At 65.8% G+C, this 21,834-nt stretch carries 19 protein-coding genes; 9 read left to right on the top strand and 10 right to left on the bottom strand.

The features are described from left to right. Window positions 1-100 precede the first annotated feature (100 nt). Window positions 101-922: an ABC transporter permease gene (locus ACN0SE_RS14330; protein ID WP_417525213.1), complete on the top strand. Its 822-nt coding sequence runs from the start codon at window positions 101-103 to the stop codon at window positions 920-922. Between the two features lie 29 nt (window positions 923-951). Here the strand turns inward: ACN0SE_RS14330 and radC are convergent, their stop codons facing one another. Next, window positions 952-1,719, bottom strand: coding sequence for a RadC family protein (gene radC, locus ACN0SE_RS14335; RefSeq protein WP_417525214.1), 768 nt, complete (start codon window positions 1,717-1,719; stop codon window positions 952-954). Window positions 1,720-1,849: 130 nt separating this feature from the next. Here radC and ACN0SE_RS14340 point away from each other — a divergent pair, with 130 nt between their 5' ends. Together ACN0SE_RS14340 and ACN0SE_RS14345 are read left to right on the top strand one after the other, a co-directional pair. Then, the gene (locus tag ACN0SE_RS14340) at window positions 1,850-2,704 is read left to right on the top strand and encodes a DUF6692 family protein (RefSeq protein WP_417525215.1); all 855 of its coding nucleotides are present in this window, start codon (window positions 1,850-1,852) and stop codon (window positions 2,702-2,704) included. Beyond that, on the top strand, window positions 2,701-3,462 hold the full coding sequence (locus tag ACN0SE_RS14345; RefSeq protein ID WP_417525216.1) for a MauE/DoxX family redox-associated membrane protein: 762 nt from the start codon (window positions 2,701-2,703) through the stop codon (window positions 3,460-3,462). Before ACN0SE_RS14340 ends, ACN0SE_RS14345 begins: the two co-directional genes overlap by 4 nt. 168 nt (window positions 3,463-3,630) lie before the next feature. Here the strand turns inward: ACN0SE_RS14345 and dnaJ are convergent, their stop codons facing one another. Beyond that, the gene (dnaJ, locus tag ACN0SE_RS14350) at window positions 3,631-4,788 is read right to left on the bottom strand and encodes a molecular chaperone DnaJ (RefSeq protein WP_417525217.1); all 1,158 of its coding nucleotides are present in this window, start codon (window positions 4,786-4,788) and stop codon (window positions 3,631-3,633) included. Between the two features lie 93 nt (window positions 4,789-4,881). Next, the gene (gene dnaK / locus ACN0SE_RS14355; RefSeq protein WP_417525218.1) at window positions 4,882-6,798 is read right to left on the bottom strand and encodes a molecular chaperone DnaK; all 1,917 of its coding nucleotides are present in this window, start codon (window positions 6,796-6,798) and stop codon (window positions 4,882-4,884) included. A 210-nt stretch (window positions 6,799-7,008) separates the two neighbouring features. Between dnaK and ACN0SE_RS14360 the strand changes: the two genes are divergently transcribed. After that, window positions 7,009-7,611 (top strand): alpha-ketoglutarate-dependent dioxygenase AlkB family protein, encoded by a 603-nt coding sequence (locus ACN0SE_RS14360; RefSeq protein WP_417525219.1) that lies wholly within the window; start codon window positions 7,009-7,011, stop codon window positions 7,609-7,611. Window positions 7,612-8,160: 549 nt separating this feature from the next. Here the strand turns inward: ACN0SE_RS14360 and rnr are convergent. The 4 genes from rnr to dapE form a co-directional block, all read right to left on the bottom strand. Next, a complete protein-coding gene (gene rnr / locus ACN0SE_RS14365; RefSeq protein WP_417525220.1) occupies window positions 8,161-10,428 on the bottom strand; it encodes a ribonuclease R in 2,268 nt (755 codons plus the stop codon). 100 nt (window positions 10,429-10,528) lie between these two features. After that, entirely contained in the window at window positions 10,529-11,143 is a 615-nt protein-coding gene (locus ACN0SE_RS14370; protein ID WP_417525221.1) for a TIGR04282 family arsenosugar biosynthesis glycosyltransferase, read from the bottom strand. Window positions 11,144-11,160: 17 nt separating this feature from the next. Then, entirely contained in the window at window positions 11,161-11,583 is a 423-nt protein-coding gene (locus tag ACN0SE_RS14375) for a GNAT family N-acetyltransferase (protein ID WP_417525222.1), read from the bottom strand. After that, window positions 11,580-12,725, bottom strand: coding sequence for a succinyl-diaminopimelate desuccinylase (gene dapE / locus ACN0SE_RS14380; protein ID WP_417525223.1), 1,146 nt, complete (start codon window positions 12,723-12,725; stop codon window positions 11,580-11,582). The genes ACN0SE_RS14375 and dapE overlap by 4 nt, the downstream gene beginning before the upstream one ends. A 263-nt stretch (window positions 12,726-12,988) precedes the next feature. On the opposite strand from dapE, the gene ACN0SE_RS14385 reads away from it, so the two are divergent. Then, window positions 12,989-14,050 (top strand): Hint domain-containing protein, encoded by a 1,062-nt coding sequence (locus tag ACN0SE_RS14385; protein ID WP_417525224.1) that lies wholly within the window; start codon window positions 12,989-12,991, stop codon window positions 14,048-14,050. A gap of 5 nt (window positions 14,051-14,055) precedes the next feature. Here ACN0SE_RS14385 and ACN0SE_RS14390 read toward each other — a convergent pair whose 3' ends face one another. Continuing rightward, window positions 14,056-14,400 carry a hypothetical protein gene (locus ACN0SE_RS14390; protein WP_417525225.1) on the bottom strand — a complete coding sequence of 115 codons (345 nt, stop codon included), beginning with the start codon at window positions 14,398-14,400 and terminating at the stop codon, window positions 14,056-14,058. A gap of 176 nt (window positions 14,401-14,576) precedes the next feature. On the opposite strand from ACN0SE_RS14390, the gene ACN0SE_RS14395 reads away from it, so the two are divergent. Then, the gene (locus ACN0SE_RS14395; RefSeq protein ID WP_417525226.1) at window positions 14,577-15,644 is read left to right on the top strand and encodes a transporter substrate-binding domain-containing protein; all 1,068 of its coding nucleotides are present in this window, start codon (window positions 14,577-14,579) and stop codon (window positions 15,642-15,644) included. A gap of 526 nt (window positions 15,645-16,170) precedes the next feature. On the opposite strand, the gene dapD is transcribed toward ACN0SE_RS14395, so the two are convergent. Continuing rightward, window positions 16,171-16,998: a 2,3,4,5-tetrahydropyridine-2,6-dicarboxylate N-succinyltransferase gene (dapD, locus tag ACN0SE_RS14400; RefSeq protein ID WP_417525227.1), complete on the bottom strand. Its 828-nt coding sequence runs from the start codon at window positions 16,996-16,998 to the stop codon at window positions 16,171-16,173. 140 nt (window positions 16,999-17,138) lie between these two features. On the opposite strand from dapD, the gene ACN0SE_RS14405 reads away from it, so the two are divergent. Next, entirely contained in the window at window positions 17,139-18,017 is an 879-nt protein-coding gene (locus tag ACN0SE_RS14405; protein ID WP_417525228.1) for a TIGR00730 family Rossman fold protein, read from the top strand. On the opposite strand, the gene ACN0SE_RS14410 is transcribed toward ACN0SE_RS14405, so the two are convergent. Further along, on the bottom strand, window positions 18,018-18,227 hold the full coding sequence (locus ACN0SE_RS14410) for a hypothetical protein (protein ID WP_417525229.1): 210 nt from the start codon (window positions 18,225-18,227) through the stop codon (window positions 18,018-18,020). Between the two features lie 175 nt (window positions 18,228-18,402). Between ACN0SE_RS14410 and ACN0SE_RS14415 the strand changes: the two genes are divergently transcribed. Then, window positions 18,403-20,700, top strand: coding sequence for a xanthine dehydrogenase family protein molybdopterin-binding subunit (locus ACN0SE_RS14415; RefSeq protein WP_417525230.1), 2,298 nt, complete (start codon window positions 18,403-18,405; stop codon window positions 20,698-20,700). Then, complete coding sequence (locus ACN0SE_RS14420; protein WP_417525231.1) at window positions 20,678-21,781, top strand: DUF2235 domain-containing protein; 1,104 nt, start codon at window positions 20,678-20,680, stop codon at window positions 21,779-21,781. The genes ACN0SE_RS14415 and ACN0SE_RS14420 overlap by 23 nt, the downstream gene beginning before the upstream one ends. The last annotated feature ends 53 nt before the right edge of the window (window positions 21,782-21,834 follow it).

The raw sequence follows: 21,834 nt of genomic DNA on the forward strand, positions 1-21,834 counted from the left end.
ATTAATTTGATAACTGATTTCCCCGGGGTTATGCTCAAGCCGTAACGGAACAGCAAGAATTCCGTGCCATCCCGGCCAAAATCAGGCGGAGCAGAGCCTCATGTTCGTACAACGACGCCCAAGGACGACGCTGGATTCCGTCGTGACGACGATGGAGCTCGTCTACCACGGCGCGGTACGCCATGTGCGCAAGACCCACGGCAATGCCTTCATGTCGATCTTCATGAACGTGCTGCAGACCATCATCATGGTGATGGTCTTCTACGTGATGTTCACCGTCCTCGGCCTGCGCGGGCTCAAGCTGCGCGGCGATTTCCTGATCTACATCATGACCGGCATCTTCCTCTACATGACGCATATCAAGACGATGAGCGCCGTGGTGGGGGCCGAGGGGCCGACCGCGCCGATGATGCAGCATGCGCCGATGAACACCATCATCTCGATCCTGTCGGGCATGCTGGCGGCGCTCTACATCCAGGTGCTCTCGGTGCTGATCGTGCTGTTTATCTATGACGTGGGTTTTGTCGATGTCGACATTCACGATCCGATCGGCTGCATGGGGATGCTGCTGCTGGCCTGGTTCACCGGTGCCGCCGTGGGCATGGTCTTTCTGGCGCTCAAGCCGTGGTTTCCCTCGGCGATCAGCATCATCTCGTCGATCTACCAGCGCGCCAACATGATTGCCTCGGGCAAGATGTTCGTGGCCAATACGCTGCCCAGCTACATGCTGACGATGTTCGACTGGAACCCGCTGTTTCATGCCATCGACCAGTCGCGCGGCTATGCCTTCGTCAATTACTTTCCGCGCAATTCCAACCTCGAATATCCGATCTGGCTGGGGATCGGGCTGATCACCATCGGGCTGATGGGCGAGTTCTACACCCGCCGCCATGCCTCGGCCAGTTGGTCGGCGCGGGGCTAGGTCGCGGCTTCTGCCGGGACCCAAGCCTTCTAAAGCAATCCTTCGGAACGAAAGCTCAGCTCGCGGCTCTTGCCGATGATGATGTGGTCATGCAGCACCAGCCCAAGGGCCCGGGCGGCGGTTTCGACCTGCGCGGTCATGTCGATATCCTCGCGGCTGGGTGTCGGATCGCCCGAGGGGTGGTTGTGCACCAGGATCAGCGCCGAGGCATTGATCTCGAGCGCGCGTTTGACCACCTCGCGCGGGTAGACCGGCACGTGATCGACCGTGCCGCGGCCCTGCGCCTCGTCGGCGATCAGGGTATTCTTGCGGTCGAGGTAGAGCACGCGAAACTCCTCGGTCTCGCGATGCGCCATGGCGGTATGGCAATAGGCGATCAGCTGCTCCCAGCTGGACACCACCGGCCGCGCGATCACCCGGCTGCGCGCCAGCCGCTGCGCCGCGGCCTCGATCAGCTTGAGCTCGCAGATCACCGCCTCGCCCACGCCCCTGACCTCGGCCAGCCGCGCCACAGGGGCCGAGATCACCCGGTTGAAATCGCCGAACTGCGCCAGCAGTAGATGCGCCAGCGGCTTGACGTCCTGCCGCGGAATGGCGCGAAACAGCACCAGCTCGAGCATCTCGTAATCCGGCAGCGCCTCGGCCCCGCCGGACAGGAACCGCGTCCGCAGCCGCTTGCGATGATCGCGGATGTAGGACGGCAGCCGGGTGCCCGGGGCCAGCGGCTCGGGGGCGGCGGCCTCGTCACCGCCAAACAGCGGCAGCGGCGCCTCGGCAAGGGATCGGTTTCGCTCCATCCCGTCAGCATTCCGCGCCCGGGGTAAACGCCGGGTTAACGCCGCCCGGGAACAAAATGCACTGTTCCGGGAACCTTCCAGCGCGGGAAGCGCGTTGACCCTGCGTCGTCTGCTGTTCAGGAGGTCTCACATGTCATACGGGCGCTTTTTCGCGATGATTGCCACATCCACCGTGGTGATGTTCGGATTGATGTATCTCAACACCTACCTCTGGCCGCATGCGACCTTCAGCGAGACACGCGCTTACATGGCCCTGCTGATGGGTGCCGCCATGGCGGTGATCATGCTGGGGTTCATGCTGTCGACGTATGACAACAAGGCGGTCAATGCCGCGATCTTTGCCGGCAGCATCGCGGTCTTTGCCGGCATGCTCTACCTGGTGCGCAGCCAGGTCACCGTCGGCGACGTCAGCTACATGCGGGCGATGATCCCGCACCATTCGATCGCCATCATGACCTCGAGCCGCGCCAATATCTCCGACCCGCGGGTGCGCAAGCTGGCGGACGAGATCATCGCGGCGCAGAACAAGGAGATCGCCGAGATGAAATACCTGATCGCCGATCTCGAGGGCGAGAACACCGGTGAACCGCTCCCCGCCCGCGCGCCCGAGGAACCGGCGCCAGTGGCCAGCGTCGAAGAGGCGCTTGCCGAGGTTGACCTGCCCTCGCTCGACGCCGAGGCGCTGACCGAGGAAGAGGTCGCCACGGTCTTGGGCGACGACAGCCCCTGTCGCTTCCTGCGCACGATCGAAAGCCCGGCGGTGCTGGCGGTCTCGGCCGGTGGTCAGGCAGCGGTGATGAAGCTCAACGGCAAGCTGATCGAGCTCAGCGCCGATGGCACCAACGGCTTTACCGCCGACGGCGTGGCAATGCGGGTGCGGCCCGCCGAGGGCGCGCCCGAAGACGCCGCCGACCTGATCTTCGATCTCGAGAAGGGCCACACCGTCGGCTATCGCGGCATCTATCGCTGCGGAGGTGCAGGATGATCGACGGCGCCGACGAAAGAACCGCGCATCTCTTCCGCATGGTGACCGATGCGCACACATGTCCCTACGGTCTCAAGGCCAAGGACTTGCTGGAGCGTCAGGGCTATGACCTGATCGACCACCCGCTGACCTCCCGCGAGGAGACTGACAAATTCATGCGCACCCACGGGGTCGAGACGACGCCGCAGGTCTACATCGGCGACCAGCGCATCGGCGGCTACGAGGACTTGCTGGCGCATTTCGGCCACGAGGTGCCCGACGAAGACACCACGAGCTATCAGCCGGTGATCGCGATCTTCGCGGTGGCGGCGCTGATGGCCCTGGGGCTGAGCTGGGCGGTCTACGAGACGCTCTTCACCCTGCGCGCCTTCGAATGGTTCGTCAGCATCTCGATGTGTTTCCTCGCAGTGCAGAAACTGCAGGACATCGAAAGCTTCTCGACCATGTTCCTGAACTACGACCTCTTGGCGCAGCGCTGGGTGCGTTATGGCTATGTCTATCCCTTCGGCGAGGCCCTGGCCGGCATCCTGATGGTGGCCGGCGCGCTGGTCTGGGTCTCGGCGCCGGTTGCGCTGGTGATCGGCACCATCGGCGCGGTCTCGGTGTTCAAGGCGGTCTACATCGACAAGCGCGAGCTGAAATGCGCCTGCGTCGGCGGATCGTCGAACGTGCCCTTGGGCTTTGTCTCGCTGACCGAGAACCTGATGATGATCTTCATGGGCCTCTGGATGCCGCTAAGAGCAACAGGCATCATCTGACCCGCCCCCCTCGTTCTTCTCTTTCCAAATACCGCTGGGGGGGCCGGGGGGCCAAGCCCCCCGTGCGCACCGCCAGCCCTAGGCATGTCGCCGATCTTAGAAAAGCCCCGTTCAAACCAAAAAAGGCCGGGGTCTCCCCCGGCCTCTCGACACGCCAATCTCTCGCGATCAGCCCTTCATCGAATCCCAGAACCCCTTGACCGACGAGAAGAAGCTTTTGCTCTCGGGGTTGTTGTCCTCGCTCAGCTGCTCGAACTCTCGCAGGAGGTCCTTCTGTCGCGAGGTCAGGTTGACCGGGGTTTCCACCGCCAGTTCGATGAACATGTCGCCGGTGCCGGCACCGCGCAGGGCGGGCATGCCCTTGCCGCGCAGGCGCATCTGGCGGCCCGACTGGCTGCCCGCGGGGATCTTCACGCGGCTGCGACCACCATCGATCGTCGGCACCTCGATGTCACCGCCAAGCGCGGCTGCGGACATCGACACCGGCACCCGGCAATGCAGGTCGGTGCCGTCGCGCTCGAAGATCTTGTGCGCCGTCACCTCGATGAAGATGTAGAGATCGCCCGGAGGGCCGCCGCGCATCCCGGCCTCGCCCTCACCGGCCAGACGGATGCGGGTCCCGGTTTCCACCCCCTTGGGGATGTTGACCGACAGCGCGCGTTCCTTCTCGACCCGGCCAGCGCCGTGGCAGGTCTTGCAGGGGTTCTTGATCGTCTGGCCAAGGCCCGAACAGGTCGGACAGGTGCGTTCGACGGTAAAGAAGCCCTGCTGCGCCCGGACCTTGCCCATGCCGGAACAGGTCGGACAGGTGGTGGGCTCGGCCCCGCCTTCGGCGCCCGACCCGTTGCACGACCCGCAGGCCACCGAAGTGGGCACGTTGATCGTCTTCTGCAGCCCGGAATAGGCGTCTTCCAGCGTCACCCGCAGATTGTACCGCAGGTCGGCGCCGCGCGCCGCGCGCTGGCGTCCGCCACCGCGTTGGCCGCCCATGAAATCGCCGAAGAGATCGTCGAAGACATCCGAGAAGGCCGAGGCGAAATCGCCCTGCTGGCCGGGATGGAAGCCGCCGCCGGGACGCCCGCCGCCACCGCCCATGCCACCCTCAAAAGCGGCGTGGCCGTAGCGGTCATAGGCCGCCTTCTTGTCGGCGTCCTTCAGGATCTCGTAGGCCTCGTTGGCCTCCTTGAACTGCGCTTCCGCCTCCGGGTTGTCGGCATTGCGGTCAGGGTGCAGTTCCTTGGCCTTCTTGCGATAGGCCTTCTTGATCTCGTCGGCGGAGGCGGTCCGGGCTATGCCCAGAACCTCGTAAAAGTCACGTTTGGACATCAGTCCGTCCTCCTATTCGCGGAACATGCGAGGGCCGGCCCGTCGTCCGGACCGGCCCCCGCAGTGGTTCCATCGCGCTGTCGTCACCGACGATCAGGCGCGCTTGTCGTCGTCAAGGTCCTCGAAATCGGCGTCGACGATGGTGTCATCGTCATTCGCCGGGCCATCGGCCTCGGGTGCAGGTTCTTCGCCGGCCTCTTCCTGGGACGATTTGTAGATCGCTTCGCCCAGTTTCATCGAGGCTTCCATGACGTTCTGGATGCCGGACTTGATCTTGTCGGCATTGTCGGTTTCCAGCTCGTCCTTGAGCGCGGCAACGGCCAGTTCGATCGCCTCGACGGTGGTCGGGTCGACCTTGTCGCCATGCTCCTCGAGCGATTTCTCGGTCGAGTGGATGAGGCTTTCGGCCTGGTTCTTGGCTTCCACCAGTTCCTTGCGGGCCTTGTCGGCTTCGGCGTTCTCCTCGGCCTCCTTGACCATCTTCTCGATGTCCTCGTCGGAGAGGCCACCAGACGCCTGGATGGTGATCTTCTGCTCCTTGCCGGTGCCCTTGTCCTTGGCCTGGACCGACACGATGCCGTTCGCGTCGATGTCGAAGGTCACCTCGATCTGCGGCATGCCGCGCGGCGCGGGCGGGATGTTCTCGAGGTTGAACTGACCGAGCATCTTGTTGTCGGCCGCCATCTCGCGCTCACCCTGGAAGACCCGGATCGTCACGGCGTTCTGGTTGTCTTCCGCGGTCGAGAAGATCTGCGACTTCTTGGTCGGGATCGTGGTGTTGCGGTCGATCAGGCGGGTGAAGACACCGCCCAGTGTCTCGATGCCCAGCGACAGCGGGGTCACGTCGAGCAGGACCACGTCCTTGACGTCACCTTGCAGAACACCGGCCTGGATGGCGGCGCCCATGGCAACCACTTCGTCCGGGTTCACACCCTTGTGCGGCTCCTTGCCAAAGAACTTGGTCACCTCTTCGATGACTTTCGGCATCCGGGTCATACCACCAACGAGAACGACTTCGTCGATCTCGGAGGTCGAAAGACCGGCGTCTTTCAGAGCTGCCTGGCAGGGCTTGATCGAGGCCTTGATCAGGTCGCCGACCAGCGATTCCAGCTTGGCACGGGTCAGTTTCATGACCATGTGCAGCGGCTGGCCGCCTTTCGGGTCCATCGAGATGAACGGCTGGTTGATCTCGGTCTGAGACGAGGAGGACAGTTCGATCTTGGCCTTTTCGGCCGCTTCCTTGAGACGCTGCAGCGCCATCTTGTCCTTGGTCAGGTCGACGCCATGCTCTTTCTTGAACTCGTCAGCCAGGTAGTTGACGATCCGCATGTCGAAGTCTTCACCACCGAGGAAGGTGTCGCCGTTGGTCGACTTCACTTCGAACAGGCCATCGTCGATCTCGAGGATGGTGACGTCGAAAGTCCCGCCGCCAAGGTCATAGACCGCGATGGTGTGGGTGTTTTCCTTGTCGAGGCCGTAAGCCAGCGCAGCCGCGGTCGGCTCGTTGATGATGCGCAGCACTTCGAGACCGGCGATCTTGCCAGCGTCCTTGGTGGCCTGGCGCTGGGCGTCGTTGAAGTAGGCCGGGACGGTGATGACCGCCTGGTCGACTTCCTCGCCGAGATAGCTTTCGGCGGTCTCTTTCATCTTGCCGAGGATGAAGGCCGAGATTTGCGACGGAGAATACTTGTCGCCCTTGGCTTCGACCCAGGCGTCGCCGTTGCCGCCATCGATGACGTTGAACGGCATGTTCTTCTTGTCCTTGGCCAGGTCTCCGTCGTCGAACCGACGACCGATCAGACGCTTGACGCCAAAGACGGTGTTTTCCGGATTGGTGACGGCTTGACGCTTGGCCGGCTGGCCAACGAGGCGTTCGTTGTCGGTGAAGGCGACGATCGACGGAGTCGTCCGCGCACCTTCGGAGTTTTCGATGACCCGCGGCTGGCTGCCGTCCATGATGGCCACGCAGCTGTTGGTGGTACCGAGGTCAATCCCGATGACTTTACCCATTGTTTCGATCCCTCTTAATCTTCAAGGCGATGACACGAGGCGGAACCCATATGCGGCATCCCGACCCCGAATGATTGGCGGTGAGCCTTGCGGCCCGTTCCGCGCTTCGGCGTGTATATAAGGACCGGGTTTCTATGCTGCAAGCGGTGTGGGGCGCGGTATCGTGCAAATGCGTGAGGATTTCTTGAGGACAGTGGGAAAGGGGCGGCGATGACGGCGGTCGATCTGCGGGGGGTGAGGATTTTCCCGGGCTATCTCGATCATGGCCAACAGGTTGAAATGCTTGAGGCCCTGCGCGAGGTGGTGCGCCAGGCGCCGTTCTATCATCCGGTGACGCCGGGCGGGCGGCAGATGTCTGTGCGGATGACCGCCGCCGGCCAATTCGGCTGGGTGACCGACCGGACCGGCTATCGCTACGAGCCGCGCCACCCCGAGGGCATGGCCTGGCCGGCGATTCCCGAAGCGGTGCTGGCGGTCTGGCGCGACGTAGCGCCGGAAGCGCGTTTGCTGGAGAGCTGTCTGGTGAACTACTACGGCGAGGGTGCCCGGATGGGCCTGCACCAGGACCGCGACGAGGCAGATTTCTCGCAGCCGGTGGTGTCGATCTCGCTGGGCGACGAAGGGCTGTTCCGGGTGGGCAACGTCGAGCGCGGCGGCAAGACGCAATCGGTCTGGCTGCGGTCGGGCGATGTGCTGGTGATCGGCGGTGCGGCGCGACTGGTGCATCACGGCGTGGACCGAATCAAGTTCGGGACCTCGCCGTTGCTCAAGGACGGCGGACGGATCAATCTGACCTTGCGGGTGGTGACGTGATTGGGGGCGGCAATGCCCATCTTACACTTCAGGGCGACCTGTCGACTATTTCTCCGGCGCGGAATCAAGGCCAAAGGCCGCCGCGCCATCGCCGACCCGCCCCCCGGGGCGGCGATTTGGCTGACGTATGCGCGTTGCTCTGAGCATCTTCGGACTTGGCAGCCATAAAGCGTTGCAGAACACACGTTGGAACGCCACCCCGCGGGTCGGCGATGGCGCGGGTTGTTCTTCGAAGGTGTAGAGGGAGGCGACTGGCGACGCGTTTCGGTGGGCGGGATTGCCCTCCCTGCGCGTCTGGGCACCCGGTCAACATCTTCCCCGGCGCGGAATCAAGGCCGTGAGGCCGCTGCGCCATCGTCATGCCGAATGCATGCCTCCGGCATGACCCGCCCCCCGGGGCGGCGATTTGGCTGACGTGCGCGCGTTGCTCTGAGCATCTTCGGACTTGGCAGCCATAAAGCGCTGCCGAATACCCCTCGGATCGCCACCCCACGGGTCGGCGATGGCGCGGCTTGTGCTTCAAACGCGGAGGTGGGTTTTGCCCACCGCCTACCGCCGCTTGCGGCTGACCTTTGCAGCCTTCTTCTTCGACTTCACCAGCTTGCGCTTTGCCGGCCCGCCCTTGCCGCCCGTACGCCGCCCACGTGGCCCAGTGCCCTTGCCCTGCGGCGGTTTGGCGCCGTCGATCTCCAGAAGCTCCAGCGCGATCCCGCCGGTCACCGGCGCCGCCTCGGTCAGGCGCACGGTCACCCGCTGGCCGATGGTGATGGTCAGCCCGGTGTCAGACCCCATCAGGGTCGCGCTCTCCTGATCGAAGTGGAAATACTCCCGCCCCAGGTTGCGCATCGGGATCAGCCCGTCGGCGCCGGTCTCGTCGAGCTTCACGAAGGCGCCGAAGCGCGCGATGCCGGAAATCCGGCCGGTGAACTCGTTGCCCACCCGTTCCGACAGATAGGCCGCGAGATAGCGATCGGTGGTGTCGCGCTCGGCGATCATCGAGCGGCGCTCGGTGTCCGAGATATGCGCGGCGGTCGGCTCCAGCTTGTCGATATCCTCGGGCGAGAGCCCGTCCTTGCCCCAGCCATGCGCCGAGATCAGGCCACGATGCACGATCAGGTCGGAATAGCGCCGGATCGGCGAGGTGAAATGCGCGTAATTCTGCAGCGCGAGACCGAAATGGCCAAAGTTCTTGGGGCTGTAATAAGCCTGGGTCATCGATCGCAGGGTGGCGATGTTGATCAGCTCGCTCTCCTCGGTGCTGGCGGCGTCATGCAGCAACCGGTTGAGATGCGCGGTCTTCAGCACCTGCCCCTTGGCCAGCGTCAGCCCCGCGGCAGCGGCGGTGTCGCGCAGGCTCTCGAGCTTGTCCTGCGGCGGCTCTTCATGGACGCGGAACAGCAGCGGTGCCTTCTTCGCAATCAGCGTCTCGGCGGCGGCGACATTGGCGAGGATCATGAACTCCTCGATCAGCTTGTGCGCATCCAGCCGGTCGCGGAAGTTGACCGAAGTGACCTTGCCGTCCTCCGACAGCTCGATCCGCCGCTCCGGCAGGTCGAGGTCGAGCGGCTGGCGCGCCGCCCGCGCCTTGGTCAGCGCCTCGTAGGCGGCGTAAAGCGGACGGATCACGTCGTCCATCAGCGGCGCGACCTTGTCGTTCGGCGCGCCGTCCATGCCCTGCTGCACCTCCTGATAGTTCAGCGAGGCGGGCGAGCGCATCAGCCCGCGGACAAAGCGATGCGAGAGCTTCTCGCCCTGGGCGTCGATCTGCATGCGCACGGCGATACAGGCGCGCGGCACACCTTCGTGCAGCGAGCAGAGATCGCCCGAAAGCCGGTCCGGCAGCATCGGCACCACCCGGTCGGGAAAATAGCTCGAGTTGCCGCGCTTGCGCGCCTCGCGGTCCAGCGCAGAGCCGGGGCGGACGTAATGCGCCACGTCGGCGATGGCGACCCAGATGACATGGCCGCTCTTGTTCTTCGGATCGTCGTCGGCATGGGCGTAGCAAGCGTCGTCGTGGTCGCGCGCATCGGCCGGGTCTATGGTGATCAGCGGCAGTTCGCGCAGGTCCTCGCGGCCCGACAGGCCCGCAGGCTTCATCGCATCGGCCTCGGCGATCACCTCGTCGGGGAAATCGTCGGGAATGCCGTGCTGGTGGATGGCAATGAGCGACACCGCGCGCGGCGCGGTCGGGTCGCCCAGCCGCTCGACGATGCGGGCGCGGGGCAGGCCCATGCGGCCCTTGGGCCCGGCCAGTTCCGCCTCGACCAGCTCACCGTCCTTGGCGCCATGCACGTCGGCGGCGGCGACCTGCCATTCCTTGTCGGCACCCTTGTCGACCGGCTTGATCCGACCGCCCTCGGTGCGCTTGGAAAACACGCCGAGAATCCGCCGCGGGTTGGTGCCGATGCGGCGAATGAGCCGCGCCTCGTAATTGTGGTCTTCCTCGTGCACCACCTGCAGGCGGGCGAGGATGCGGTCGCCTTCGCCCAGCGCCGGGTCAGAGGCGCGCGGCACCACCAGCACGATCGGTTCCACCCCTTCGCCGTGCCATTCTAGCGGCTTGGCAAAGAGATCGCCATCCGGCGTCGGTTCCTTGACCTGCAGCACCGACACCGGCGGCAGCCGGTCGGGGTCGCGATAGGTCTTCTTGCGCTTTTCCAGATGACCTTCGCCCTCGAGCTCCTTGAGCAGGCGCTTGAGGTCGATCCGGGCAGCGCCCTTGATACCGAAGGCCTTGGCGATATCGCGTTTGGCGGTGAGGGTCGGGTTGGCGGCGATCCACTCGAGGATCTGGGCTTTGGTGGGCAATTGACTCATGGCTCAGGCCTAGCACGGGGGCGCGGGGGCGTCACTTGCCAAACCGCGGGGCGGGGGCGCGTGCCGGACCGCGGCAATGGAAGAGGTGACTGTCTTGAGACTAGGGCGTTTCGCCGGCGCGGCCAGCCGGGGCCGAGGACGCCCGGACCCGGGCGAAAGAGGCCTGCGGCAGATCGGCGGCGGTGTCGACATCGGCGAGTGTCGCCAGATGCGCGATGCTATGTCCCGGCAGGGTGGCGCGGCTGTCGGCCAGCGCATGGTCCGTCGACCAGCGCACGCCCTGCAGGAACCCTGCCGGCTGGCGCGCCGGGTGGCGCAACCCGATCAGCCAGTAGCCACCGTCCGGCGCCGGGCCAAAGGCCGCGTCGTGACGGCCAAGCGCGGCAAAGGCGTGGGCGATATGGGTCTTGGTGATACCGGGAATGTCGCCGCCGATGATGCAGGCAGGCCCGGGCGGCAGGCCGCGGAGCACTCGCGCCATCCGCGCGCCGAGATCGCCGCGGCCTTGGGGAATGCGCGGTAGATGTCCCGGCCAGATGCGGCTCTGCAGCCCCTCGCGGTCGGGCGACACTGCCAGCACCAGCGCCCAGCGCGGGTCTTGCAGGCGCCGCAGCAGCTTTGCGGTCTGGTGACGAAACCACCAGGCGGCCTCGGTCATGCCGATGTCGCGGCCCAGACGGGTCTTGACCCGGCCGGGGTGCGGCTCTTTCAGCATGACGACGAGGCGTGGCCTCACAGGGTGCGTTCCATCATCTTGTGCGGAATGCCGGCATCGTCGAAGACCTCGCCATAGGCGGCAAAGCCCAGCTTTTCGTAAAAGGCAATGGCATGCAGTTGCGAGCCCAGCGCCGCCCTTGAAAACCGCCCGTCGGCGCGCATCTCGTCCAGCGCCGCGCGGATCAGCGCCGCGCCCAGCCCGGTGCCGCGGGCCTCCTTGATGACGCAGACCCGGCCGATCTTGCCGATCTCGCCATTGGGCAGGATGCGTGCGGTGCCAAGCGGCCGGTCGCCGTCCATGGCCAGCAGGTGCAGCGCCACGTCGTCATAGGCATCACGCTCGATCTCGGGCGGCACGCCCTGTTCGTCGACAAAGACCTCGAAGCGCAGCTTGAGGCAGGTCTCCAGATCCTCGGTGCGGGTGATCGTCACGCTCATGCGAAGTAGTCCCTGAGGATGCGACTGTAGATCGCCTTGAGCTGGTGCACCTGGTCCACCGCGACCCGCTCGTCGACCTGGTGCATGGTGCGGCCCACGAGGCCGAACTCCACCACCGGGCAGTGATCCTTGACGAAACGCGCATCCGAGGTGCCGCCGGTGGTGCTGAGCTCCGGCGTGACGCCGGTCTCGGCCGCCACGGCGCGCGACACCAGCTCCGACAGCGGACCCGGCGGGGTGAGAAAGCTCTCGCCCGAGATCTTGATCCGCATCTCGACCTTGACGTCGAACTCCGCCGCCACCCTGTCGCCTTCGGCCCGCAGCCAGTCGCTGATCGCGGCGCCGGTATGGGCGTCGTTGAAGCGGATGTTGACGCAGCCGGTGCAGTCTGCCGGGATCACGTTGTTGGCCGGGTTGCCGGTGTCGATGGTCACCACCGCCAAGGTCGAGGCGTCGAAATGCTCGGTGCCGCGGTCAAGTTCGTGCGAGGCCAGCCGGTCCATCAGTCGTGCCATCGCCGGCAGCGGGTTCTTGGCCCGGTGCGGATAGGCGGAATGGCCCTGAACACCGGTCACGGAGATCCAGGCGGTCATCGAGCCGCGGCGGCCGATCTTCATCATCTGGCCCATGGTGTCGGGGCAGGTGGGTTCCCCCACAAGGCAGACCGACATGCGCTCGCCTTCCGCGTCCATGTAGTCGAGCAGCGCCCTGGTGCCGTGATCGGCATCGCCCTCTTCGTCACCGGTGATCGCCAGAATCACCGCGCCATCTGGCGGCGTCTCGGTGACGAAATCGGCGGCGGCGGCGGCAAAGGCGGCGACGCCGGACTTCATGTCGGTGGCGCCGCGGCCATAAAGGTAACCGTCACGGATCTCGGCACCGAAGGGATCGGCGGTCCAATCCTCGCGCCGGCCCAGCGGCACCACGTCGGTATGACCGTTGAAGCCGAAGGTGCGGGCATGGCCCTTGTCGCCCCAGCGGGCAAAGAGGTTCGAGATGCCGCCGCGGTCGACCCGGGTGCAGGCAAAGCCCGCCCCTTCGAGCACGCCCTGCACCACGTCCAGCGCGCCGCCATCTTCCGGCGTCACCGAGGGGCAGCGCACCAGCGCTGCGGTCAATTCGAGCGGGTCGGTCTGCGGCATGAAATCTCCCCCCGGGGATAGTGACCTATTTGCAGCGGCTTGCCCGCCGCGTTCCGGCATCGCTTAACAGAACCGGCAGAGCGGTGCTAGGCTGGGCGCAACAATGACGCGGCCCTCGCAAAGGCACCGCCGGCCCGCCCCGGACCCTTCCGGCGTGCAAACCGGCAGAAGACGCCACGGGGGAACACCGCGCAGTAGGGCTGGAGCAGTTACATGGTTTGTCAGGTCTCGCGATCCGTCGCGTCTTTCTTGCGGTGCGCCCGATGAGCTGGATTGCCGCCCTTGCGCATGTCGGATCGCGCCAGGTCTTTCCACCGTTCGACAAGGTGCCGCCGCGCGGGGCGATGCGGCGCGGCACGGTGTTGCTGGAATGCACGCTGAGCGCGGTTGCCAGCGCCCAGCCGATCCTGCGCATTCCGCTGCAGGCCCATGCCGCCGGTCATCTCTCGATCCTCGCCCTGCCGCAGGGCTCCTTCGCGCTGGTCGTGGCGCAGGGCCGCTCGATGGTGCACCGCACCCTGCGGCTGCCCTTGCCGGAAGGCGGCCATGTGCTGCGGCTGAGCCTCGCCTGGGATTGCGAGGCCGGGCTGGCGCGCTTCGGTGTGGAACGCGCCGACGGTCAGGGCTTTGTCACCGGCGCCATGGACCTGCCGGCGCCGATGGCGCTCGACAGCCTGACCGCCTTTGACGCGATGCAGATCTGCGCGCCGGAAGAGGCGGACCTGGGCTTTCTGGCGATCTCCAACAGTGTCGAGCCGGTGGGCCCCTTGCCGGGGCTGGCGGCGCGGACCTTCGTGTCCACGCCCTTCGGCGCGCGAGAGGTGTCGCGGCTCAGGACCGGCGATCTGGTGATGACCCGTGACGGCGCGCCAGAGCCAGTGCTGCACGTGGCACAGCGCATCCTGCCGGGGCTGGGCAGTTTTGCCCCGATCCGCCTGCGCGCGCCGTATTTCGGGCTGGACCGTGACATCGTGGTGGCACCGCATCAGAAGATCTTCGTCACCGGCGCGGCGGTCGACTATACCTTCGGCTGCGAAGGCGTGCTGGTGCCGGCGGGGTATCTGGTGAACGGCCAGTCGGCGCTGCCCGAGCCCAACCTGCCGCTGGTGAGCTACGCCCAGGTGCTCTTGCCGTCACATGCGGTGATTGCCGCCAGCGGCGCCTGGACCGAGAGCCTTTATGTCGGGCGCTTGCGTCGTGACGAGGACAGGCTGGCGGCCTCGCTGCTGGCCGAGGTCAACCCGGTGCTGCTGCCGGAACAGGCGCATCTGGCGCCGCCGGTGCTGAAACGGTTCGAAGCGCGGGCGCTGGCCGAGGTGGCCTGAGCGGCTCAGTCGTCGCTGGCCTCGAGCGGGTCGTAGAACGGCTCCATCTGCGCCACCACCACCGAATTCTCGTCGAGGGCGCGCTGCATCAGTTCGGCCTCTGCCTCGTCGATCTCCTCGCCCGCTGCGCGGCGCTCCTCGAGCGAGCCGTGGCCGGTGACATCGAGCGGTGCCAGATCGGCCTGTTTCAGCAGCGCCACGGTTTCGCGCACCGCTTCGGCTTCGTCGACGCCGGAGGCATAACAGACCAGCCCGGCGCCGGTGGCGCCCTTGGGCAGGCCGTCGCCGGACTTGCGCCCGACCTGGACGACGAGGGTGTAGACTTGCTGGTTGCGGGCTTTCTTGGTCATGCGCTGCGGATGCGTCGGGCGCGCGCGCTTGTCAAGCCGGTTGCCGGGGGCGCCGGCGGGATTTGCGGCGAATGGGTCAACCCGGCAGCGCAATCTGCGCGTGGGGCGCGCGGCGCTGTTGCACTGATGGCGGCGCTGCCGATACACCCGTCAGAAGCAACCCGAGGAAGACCACCATGGCCCGCCGGCCCATCATTGCCCATCTCGTCTCTGCCCTGTTCCTTCTGACCCTCTGGGTCGGCGGCGGTCCGGCGCAGGCCCAGGACGAGGCGCTGAAATTCGTCACCGTCGAGCGGCCGCCGTTTGCCATGGGCACCGAGGCGCAGACCGGCTTCAGCATCGACCTGATGCGGATGATGGCCGATCACATCGGCCGCGAGGTGCGGTTCGAGACCGCCGGGTCGTTCAGCGAGATGCTCGAGCAGGTGGCCCAGGGCGCAGCGGATGGCGCCATCGCCAACATCTCGATCACCGCGGCGCGCGAGGCGCAGATGGACTTCACCCTGCCGGTGTTTGAAAGTGGCTTGCAGCTGATGGTCTCGGGCTCGGACCGGACACCGCTCTGGCAGCAGGTCTTCACCCGCGACATCGCGATCTACCTGGGCGTGGCGATTGCCATGCTCTGTGCCGCCGGCTTCTTCATGTGGCTCTTCGAGCGCCGCCATCAGCCCTATTTCGAGAAACCCGCGCGAGAGGCCTTCTTTCCGTCGTTCTGGTGGGCGCTGAACCTGGTGGTGAACGGCGGCTTCGAAGAGCGCCAGCCGCGCTCGATCCCCGGCCGGCTTCTGGCGACGGTGATGGTGTTTTCCAGCCTCTTCGTGGTGTCGATCTTCGTCGCCAAGATCACCGCGGCGATCACCGTCAACGAGCTGACCTCGAGCGTGACCAGCCTCAACGATCTCGACAGCCGGGCAGTGGGGTCGGTGGCCGGCTCGACGGCGTCGGATTTCCTCGATGCGCGGGCGGTGGCGCATAGTGCTTATCCGGGGTTCGCCGAGATGATCGCCGCCTTCGAGGCCGAGGAGGTCAGCGTCGTGGTCTTCGACGCGCCGCTTCTGCGCTACTACCTGTCGCAGCATCGTGACGGCGAGGCCTATCTGGTCGACACGGTGTTCCGGCGCGAGGACTACGGCATTGCCTTGCCGACCGGCAGCCCGTTGCGTGAAAGGCTGAATCAGGCGCTGCTGCAGCTGCAGGAGGACGGTCAGTACAATGCGCTGGTGCGGAAGTGGTTCGGGGGGTGATAGGGACTTCGGGAGTTTAGCGCCATGCGCGTTAACAGCGGCCAAAGGCTGCCGCGCATGAGGCAAGGCTTGCTTCAACGCCAACCCCCGTTCAGCTCACCCAGCGCGTTAATAGCGGCTGCAAGCCGCCGCGCATCGCCGGGCCGCCCCCCGGCACGGCGATATGGCTGACGTGAGCGCGCCGATCCGATCTTCTTCGGATATGGCCTGAATAAAGCGCTGCCGAACGAGGGTTGGATCGCCGCACCGCGGCCCGACGACACGCGGCTCAGCGCCATCGCCATCGCCCGTGCACGTCACCAAGCGCGTTAACAGCGGCCGCAGGCCGCCGCGCATCGCCGGGCCGCCCCCCGACACGGCGATTTGGCTGACGCCGCCGCGTCGATCTGATCTTCTTCGGATGTGGCGTGGATAAAGTGCTGCCGAACTGAGGGCGCATCGCCGCACCGCGGCCCGACAATGCGCGGCGACTTGCCCCGGGCGCAGCAAAAGGCTCCGGCGGGTGACCCCACCGAAGCCCAGGAAATCAGTCTCGCAGCAGCTCGTTGATGCCGGTCTTGGAGCGGGTCCGCTCGTCGACCCGCTTCACGATCACCGCGCAATAGAGGTTGATGCCGTTCTTCGACGGCATCGAGCCGGCTACCACCACCGAATAGGGCGGCACTTCGCCGTACATCACTTCACCGGTCTCGCGGTCGACGATCTTGGTGGACTGTCCGATGAAGACCCCCATGCCCAGCACCGAGCCTTCGCGCACGATGCAGCCTTCGACCACCTCGGAGCGGGCGCCTATGAAGCAGTTGTCCTCGATGATCGTCGGGCCGGCCTGCATCGGCTCCAGTACGCCGCCGATGCCGACGCCGCCCGACAGGTGCACGTTCTTGCCGATCTGCGCGCAGGAACCCACGGTGGCCCAGCCGTCTACCATCGAGCCTTCGTCGACATAGGCGCCGAGGTTGACGAAGGACGGCATCAGCACCACGCCGGGGGCGATATAGGCTGAGCGGCGCACGATCGAGCCGGGCACGGCGCGGAAGCCTGCGGCGCGCCACTTGGCGTCGTCCCAGCCCTCGAACTTCGAGGGCACCTTGTCCCACCAGCCGGAGTTGCCGTTGCCGCCGGGGATCTGCTCCATGTCATTGAGACGGAAGGACAACAGCACCGCCTTCTTGGCCCATTGGTTGACATGCCACTCGCCGCTGTCGCGCTTTTCCGCCACCCGCAGCGCGCCGCTGTCGAGCGCGTTCAGCGTCGCTTCGATCGCCTCGCGGGTCTCGCCGCCGGTCTCGGGCGTGATGGTGTCGCGGGCGTCCCATGCCGCTTCGATGGCTGTCTCAAGCTGGGCGTTGGACATGGATGTTCCTCCGTCTGGTCCGTCATGCAGTCGCGTTGCGGCGCCTTAGACAGGAAAATACCGCTTTGCGCAATCGGGGTTGAGTTCGCCGCGCGAACGTTCTTGGATGCGGGACACGCCGAAAAGAGCAGGATGGCCCCATGAACGATCACCGCCGCAGCCGGTTTCGCGACGCCCAGGAAGACCGCAGGGAGGCGGACCGCACACCGGATACGCCGCAGACCCTGGCGCCGGCCTATCGCCTGGCCTTTGCCGACGAGGATTTCCTCTGCCGGGACGAGCTGCGGCCGGTGCGGTTGCAGCTGGAGCTGCTGAAGCCGGAAATGATGATGACAGAGGCGGGGGTGGAGAGCACCATCGTGCTCTTTGGCGGTGCGCGCATTCCGAAACCGTCCGAGAAGCACACCGCCCGGACCGAGACCCTGGCCGAGCTGTCGCGCTTCTACGACGAGGCGCGGCGCTTTGCCCGGCTGATGACCGAGGAATCGATGAAAACCGGCGGGCGCGAGAACATCGTCGTCACCGGTGGGGGCCCCGGCGTGATGGAGGCCGGCAACCGCGGCGCGGAAGAGGCCGGCGGCAAGTCCATCGGGCTCAACATCGTGCTGCCGCATGAACAGGCGCCGAACCAGTACGTCACGCCCGAGCTCTGCTTCAACTTTCACTATTTTGCCATCCGCAAGATGCACTTCCTGATGCGGGCCAAGGCGATCTGTGTCTTTCCCGGCGGCTTCGGCACCATGGACGAGTTGTTCGAGGCGCTGACGCTGATCCAGACCGGGCGGATGGACCGGGTGCCGTTCCTGCTGTTCGGACGCGCCTTCTGGGAGCGCATCGTCAACTGGGAGGCGCTGGCCGATGCCGGCACGATCGCCGCGCAGGACCTGGATCTCTTTCGGTTTGTCGAGACCGCCGAAGAGGCGCTCGAGGTCATTCACAACTGGGCGCCGGCGCCCAAGCGCGACGAAATCCCCGGCCGGCAGAAAACCGATCCCGCAGAGGATGCGGACCGGACCTGATCAGGCAGACAGCTGCGCGGGCAGGGCGCAAAGCTCCTGGCCGTGCGGCAGCGTGGTGATCATGTCGCCGTGATCGGTGTGCTTGATGGCATAGCCGTAGCCGGCGATGCGGTGCTGCCATTCACGCGCGCTCAGCGCCTTTTCGCGTTCTTCCTCAAGCAGGAGGAGGATCTGGGCGATGGTGACCTGGTCAATCTCGGTGGTGGACATGAGCTCTACTCTCGTTGGGTTGTTTATTGTTTATGCTTCATGGCTAATCCCCGATTCGGGCGGGCATCGTTCGTAAATCGGGCATTTTCTGGCGCGGTCCTCCGCGTGTCGGGGGTCTCTGGACAGTTGCCGCCAAACCCCTAGTGTCGGGGGCAACCGTCGACGGAGAGACCCCATGGAAAAATTCGGCAAGAGCCAGCCCGTGACACGGGTGGAAGATCTACGTTTCCTGACCGGCGAAGGCCGCTACGTGGATGACATCGCCCCGGAAAACGCCCTGCACGGCGTTGTCTTTCGCTCGCCCGTTGCCCATGCCGAGATCACCACGCTCGATGTCGAAGAGGCGCGCCAGGCCCCCGGCGTGCATCTCGTGGTCACCCTCGCCGATCTCGAGGCGGCGGGCGTCAAGGCGACGCTGCACGGCACGGTGGTGACCAATATCGACGGCAGCAAGGGCGCCTCGCCGGAACGGCCGGTGCTGGCGCGCGACCGGGTGCGGTTTGTCGGCGAGCCGGTGGCGATGGTCTTTGCCGAGACCCTGCAACAGGCCCGCGATGCCGCCGAGCTGATCGAGTTCGAGTATGATGACCTGCCGGTCAGCCTCGCGCTCGAGGAAGGCCCGCACACGATCCACCCCGAGGCGCCCGGCAACCTCGCCTATCACTATGGCAAGGGCGATGCCGAGGCGACCGATGCAGCCTTTGCCAAGGCGGCGCATGTGGTGTCCCTGCAGGTCGAGGACAACCGGATCATCGTCAATTCGCTTGAGCCGCGCGGCTGCTTTGCCGAGCCCGAGGGCGAGCGGCTGCACGTGGCGATCAACGGCCAGGGGGTCTGGGGCTTCAAGCAGACCATCGCCCGGGCGCTCGGGCTGGACGCGGCAAGCGTGCGGATCACCAACCCCGATGTCGGCGGCGGCTTTGGCATGAAGGCGCCGGATTACCCGGAATACGTGGTCTGCGCGTACGCCGCCCGCGCATTGGACCGCCCGGTGCGCTGGATGGCCGAGCGCACCGAGAGCATGCTGAGCGACAACGCCGGACGCGACCTGACGACGCTGGCCGAGATGGCATTCGATGCCGATCACCGCATCCTCGGTTACCGGCTGACCACCCGCAACAACCTCGGCGCCTACAATTCGGGTTTTGGCCAGCCGATTCAGACCGAGTTGTTTTCCAAGGTTCTGATGGGCACCTATGACGTTCAGGCGGCCTATATGTCGGTCAAGGGGTTCTACACCAATACCGTTCAGGTCGACGCCTATCGCGGGGCCGGCCGGCCCGAGGCGATCTACGTGCTCGAACGGCTGATGGACCGCGCCGCGCGTGAGCTTGGCACCGACGGATGGGAGCTGCGGCGACGGAACTTTATCCCTGCCGCGAAGTTCCCCTATCAGACCGTCACCGGCGAGCTTTACGACGTGGGCGATTTCGACCGGGTCCTCTCACATGCCGAGGCCAGTTCAGACCGTGCCGGCTTTGCCGCGCGCAGGCAGGAGGCCTCTGCCCGGGGAAAATTGCGTGGCATCGGGCTCTGTTACTATATCGAAAGTATTCTGGGCGATCCTTCGGAAGGCGCCAAGGTGACGTTCGATGCAGACGGCGGCGTCTCGCTGTACGTCGGCACCCAGTCGAACGGGCAGGGGCATGAAACCGTATATGCCCACTTCCTCGCCGACCAGACCGGCATCCCGATGGACAGGATCCGGGTGGTGCAGGGCGACAGCGACCTGATTGCCAGGGGCGGTGGCACCGGCGGGTCGCGCTCGGTGACCGTTCAGGCCAACGTGACGCTGACCGTGGTGGCCCGGGCCGTGGCCGCATTCACGCCGTTTTTGGCGGATATGATGGGTGTCGAGGAGAAAGCAGTGCGTTTCGATAATGAAACATTCCGAGCCGACGGGTCGAACCTGACCCCGACGTTGCTGGAGGCCGCGCAGATTGCGCGCGAGGCCGGCCGCGATGACCTGTTGTCTCATGAAGCCCGCGACAAGCTCCCCGGACGCTCCTACCCGAATGGCGCCCATGTCGCCGAGGTCGAGGTCGACCCCGAAACCGGCGAAGTCACCGTCGAGCGCTATACCGTGGTCGACGACTTCGGCAACCTGATCAATCCGCTGCTGGCCGAGGGCCAGGTGCACGGCGGCGTCGCCCAGGGCATCGGCCAGGCGCTGACCGAGCACGTGGTGCATGACGAGGACGGCCAGCTGCTCACGGCAACTTTCATGGATTACGGCATGCCGCGTGCCGATATCCTTCCCATGTTCCGGTTCGAAACCGAACCGGTGCCCTCGACCGCCAATCCGATGGGCATGAAGGGCTGTGGCGAGGCCGGTACCGTCGGCGCCATGGCCGCCATGGGCAACGCGGTTCAGGATGCCTTGTGGGACCGGGGCGTCAGGCAGGCAGATATGCCTTTCACGCCGATGCGCGTATGGAGTATGTTGAGGAATGCGTCTAAAACGGCTGCATAAACAGGTCACTGGCTGGCTGGCGCGCAAGCTCCGGTTCAAAGAGACCCGCACCGGCCCCCGCAGGGGGCAGCGTATTCACGTGATCCTTCTCGATGGCACCATGTCGAGCCTGCGGGAAGGGTCGGAAACCAACATCGGCCGCCTCTACAAGCTGCTCTGCGAATCGCCCGGCGATCTGTCGATCTATTACGAGCCCGGGGTGCAGTTCCCCGACTGGCGCGCCGCCTATGCGGTGATGACCGGCAAGGGCATCAACCGGCAGATCCGCAGGGCCTATGGCTACCTCGCCTCGCGCTATCGCCCCGGCGACCGCATCTTCCTGCTGGGCTATTCCCGCGGCGCCTTTGCCGTGCGGTCGCTGGCCGGGATGATCGACCGGGTGGGGCTTGTCACCGCGCGCAATGCGCTGGAGCGCAATGTCGCCACCGCCTATCGCCACTATCAGACCGCGCCCGACAGCGATGCGGCGCTGGCCTTTCGCAAGGCCTTCTGCCACGAGGCTGCGCCGATCGAGATGGTCGGCGTCTTCGACACGGTCAAGGCGCTGGGCCTGCGTCTGCCGCTGCTCTGGCGGCTGAGCCCCGATCCGCATGCCTTCCACAACCATCACCTGGGCGAAAGCATCCGCCACGGCTATCACGCGCTGGCCTATGACGAACGTCGTGCCGCCTATGCGCCGCTGCTCTGGGATGTGCCCGAAGGCTGGACCGGCCGGGTCGAGCAGATGTGGTTCCCCGGCACTCATGGCGACGTCGGCGGCCAGATCGGCAGTTTCGAGCCCGCACGGCCGCTGGCAAACCTGCCGCTGGTCTGGATGCTGGAAAAGGCCGAGGCCTGCGGCCTGCCGCTGCCGGAGGGCTGGCGCGCGCGCTACCCGGTCGATGCCGCCGCCCCGTCGGTCGGCACCTGGTCGGGCTGGAGCAAGATGTTCGTGATCCGCACCCCGCGCAAACGGATGCGCGACCCGTCTGAGCGGCTCCATGCCACCCTGCAGGAGCGTCAGGACCACGTGAGCGCGATGAGCCGGCTGTATGACGCCACCAAGGGCCTGCCGGCCGTGGTGATGCGCCGCAACAGCTAGGCCCCCCAACACCCGCAATTCACGAAGTGGTGACATGCCCTTTTCTCGACGCG

The organism is Marinovum sp., assembly GCF_048263515.1.
Lineage (GTDB): Bacteria > Pseudomonadota > Alphaproteobacteria > Rhodobacterales > Rhodobacteraceae > Marinovum.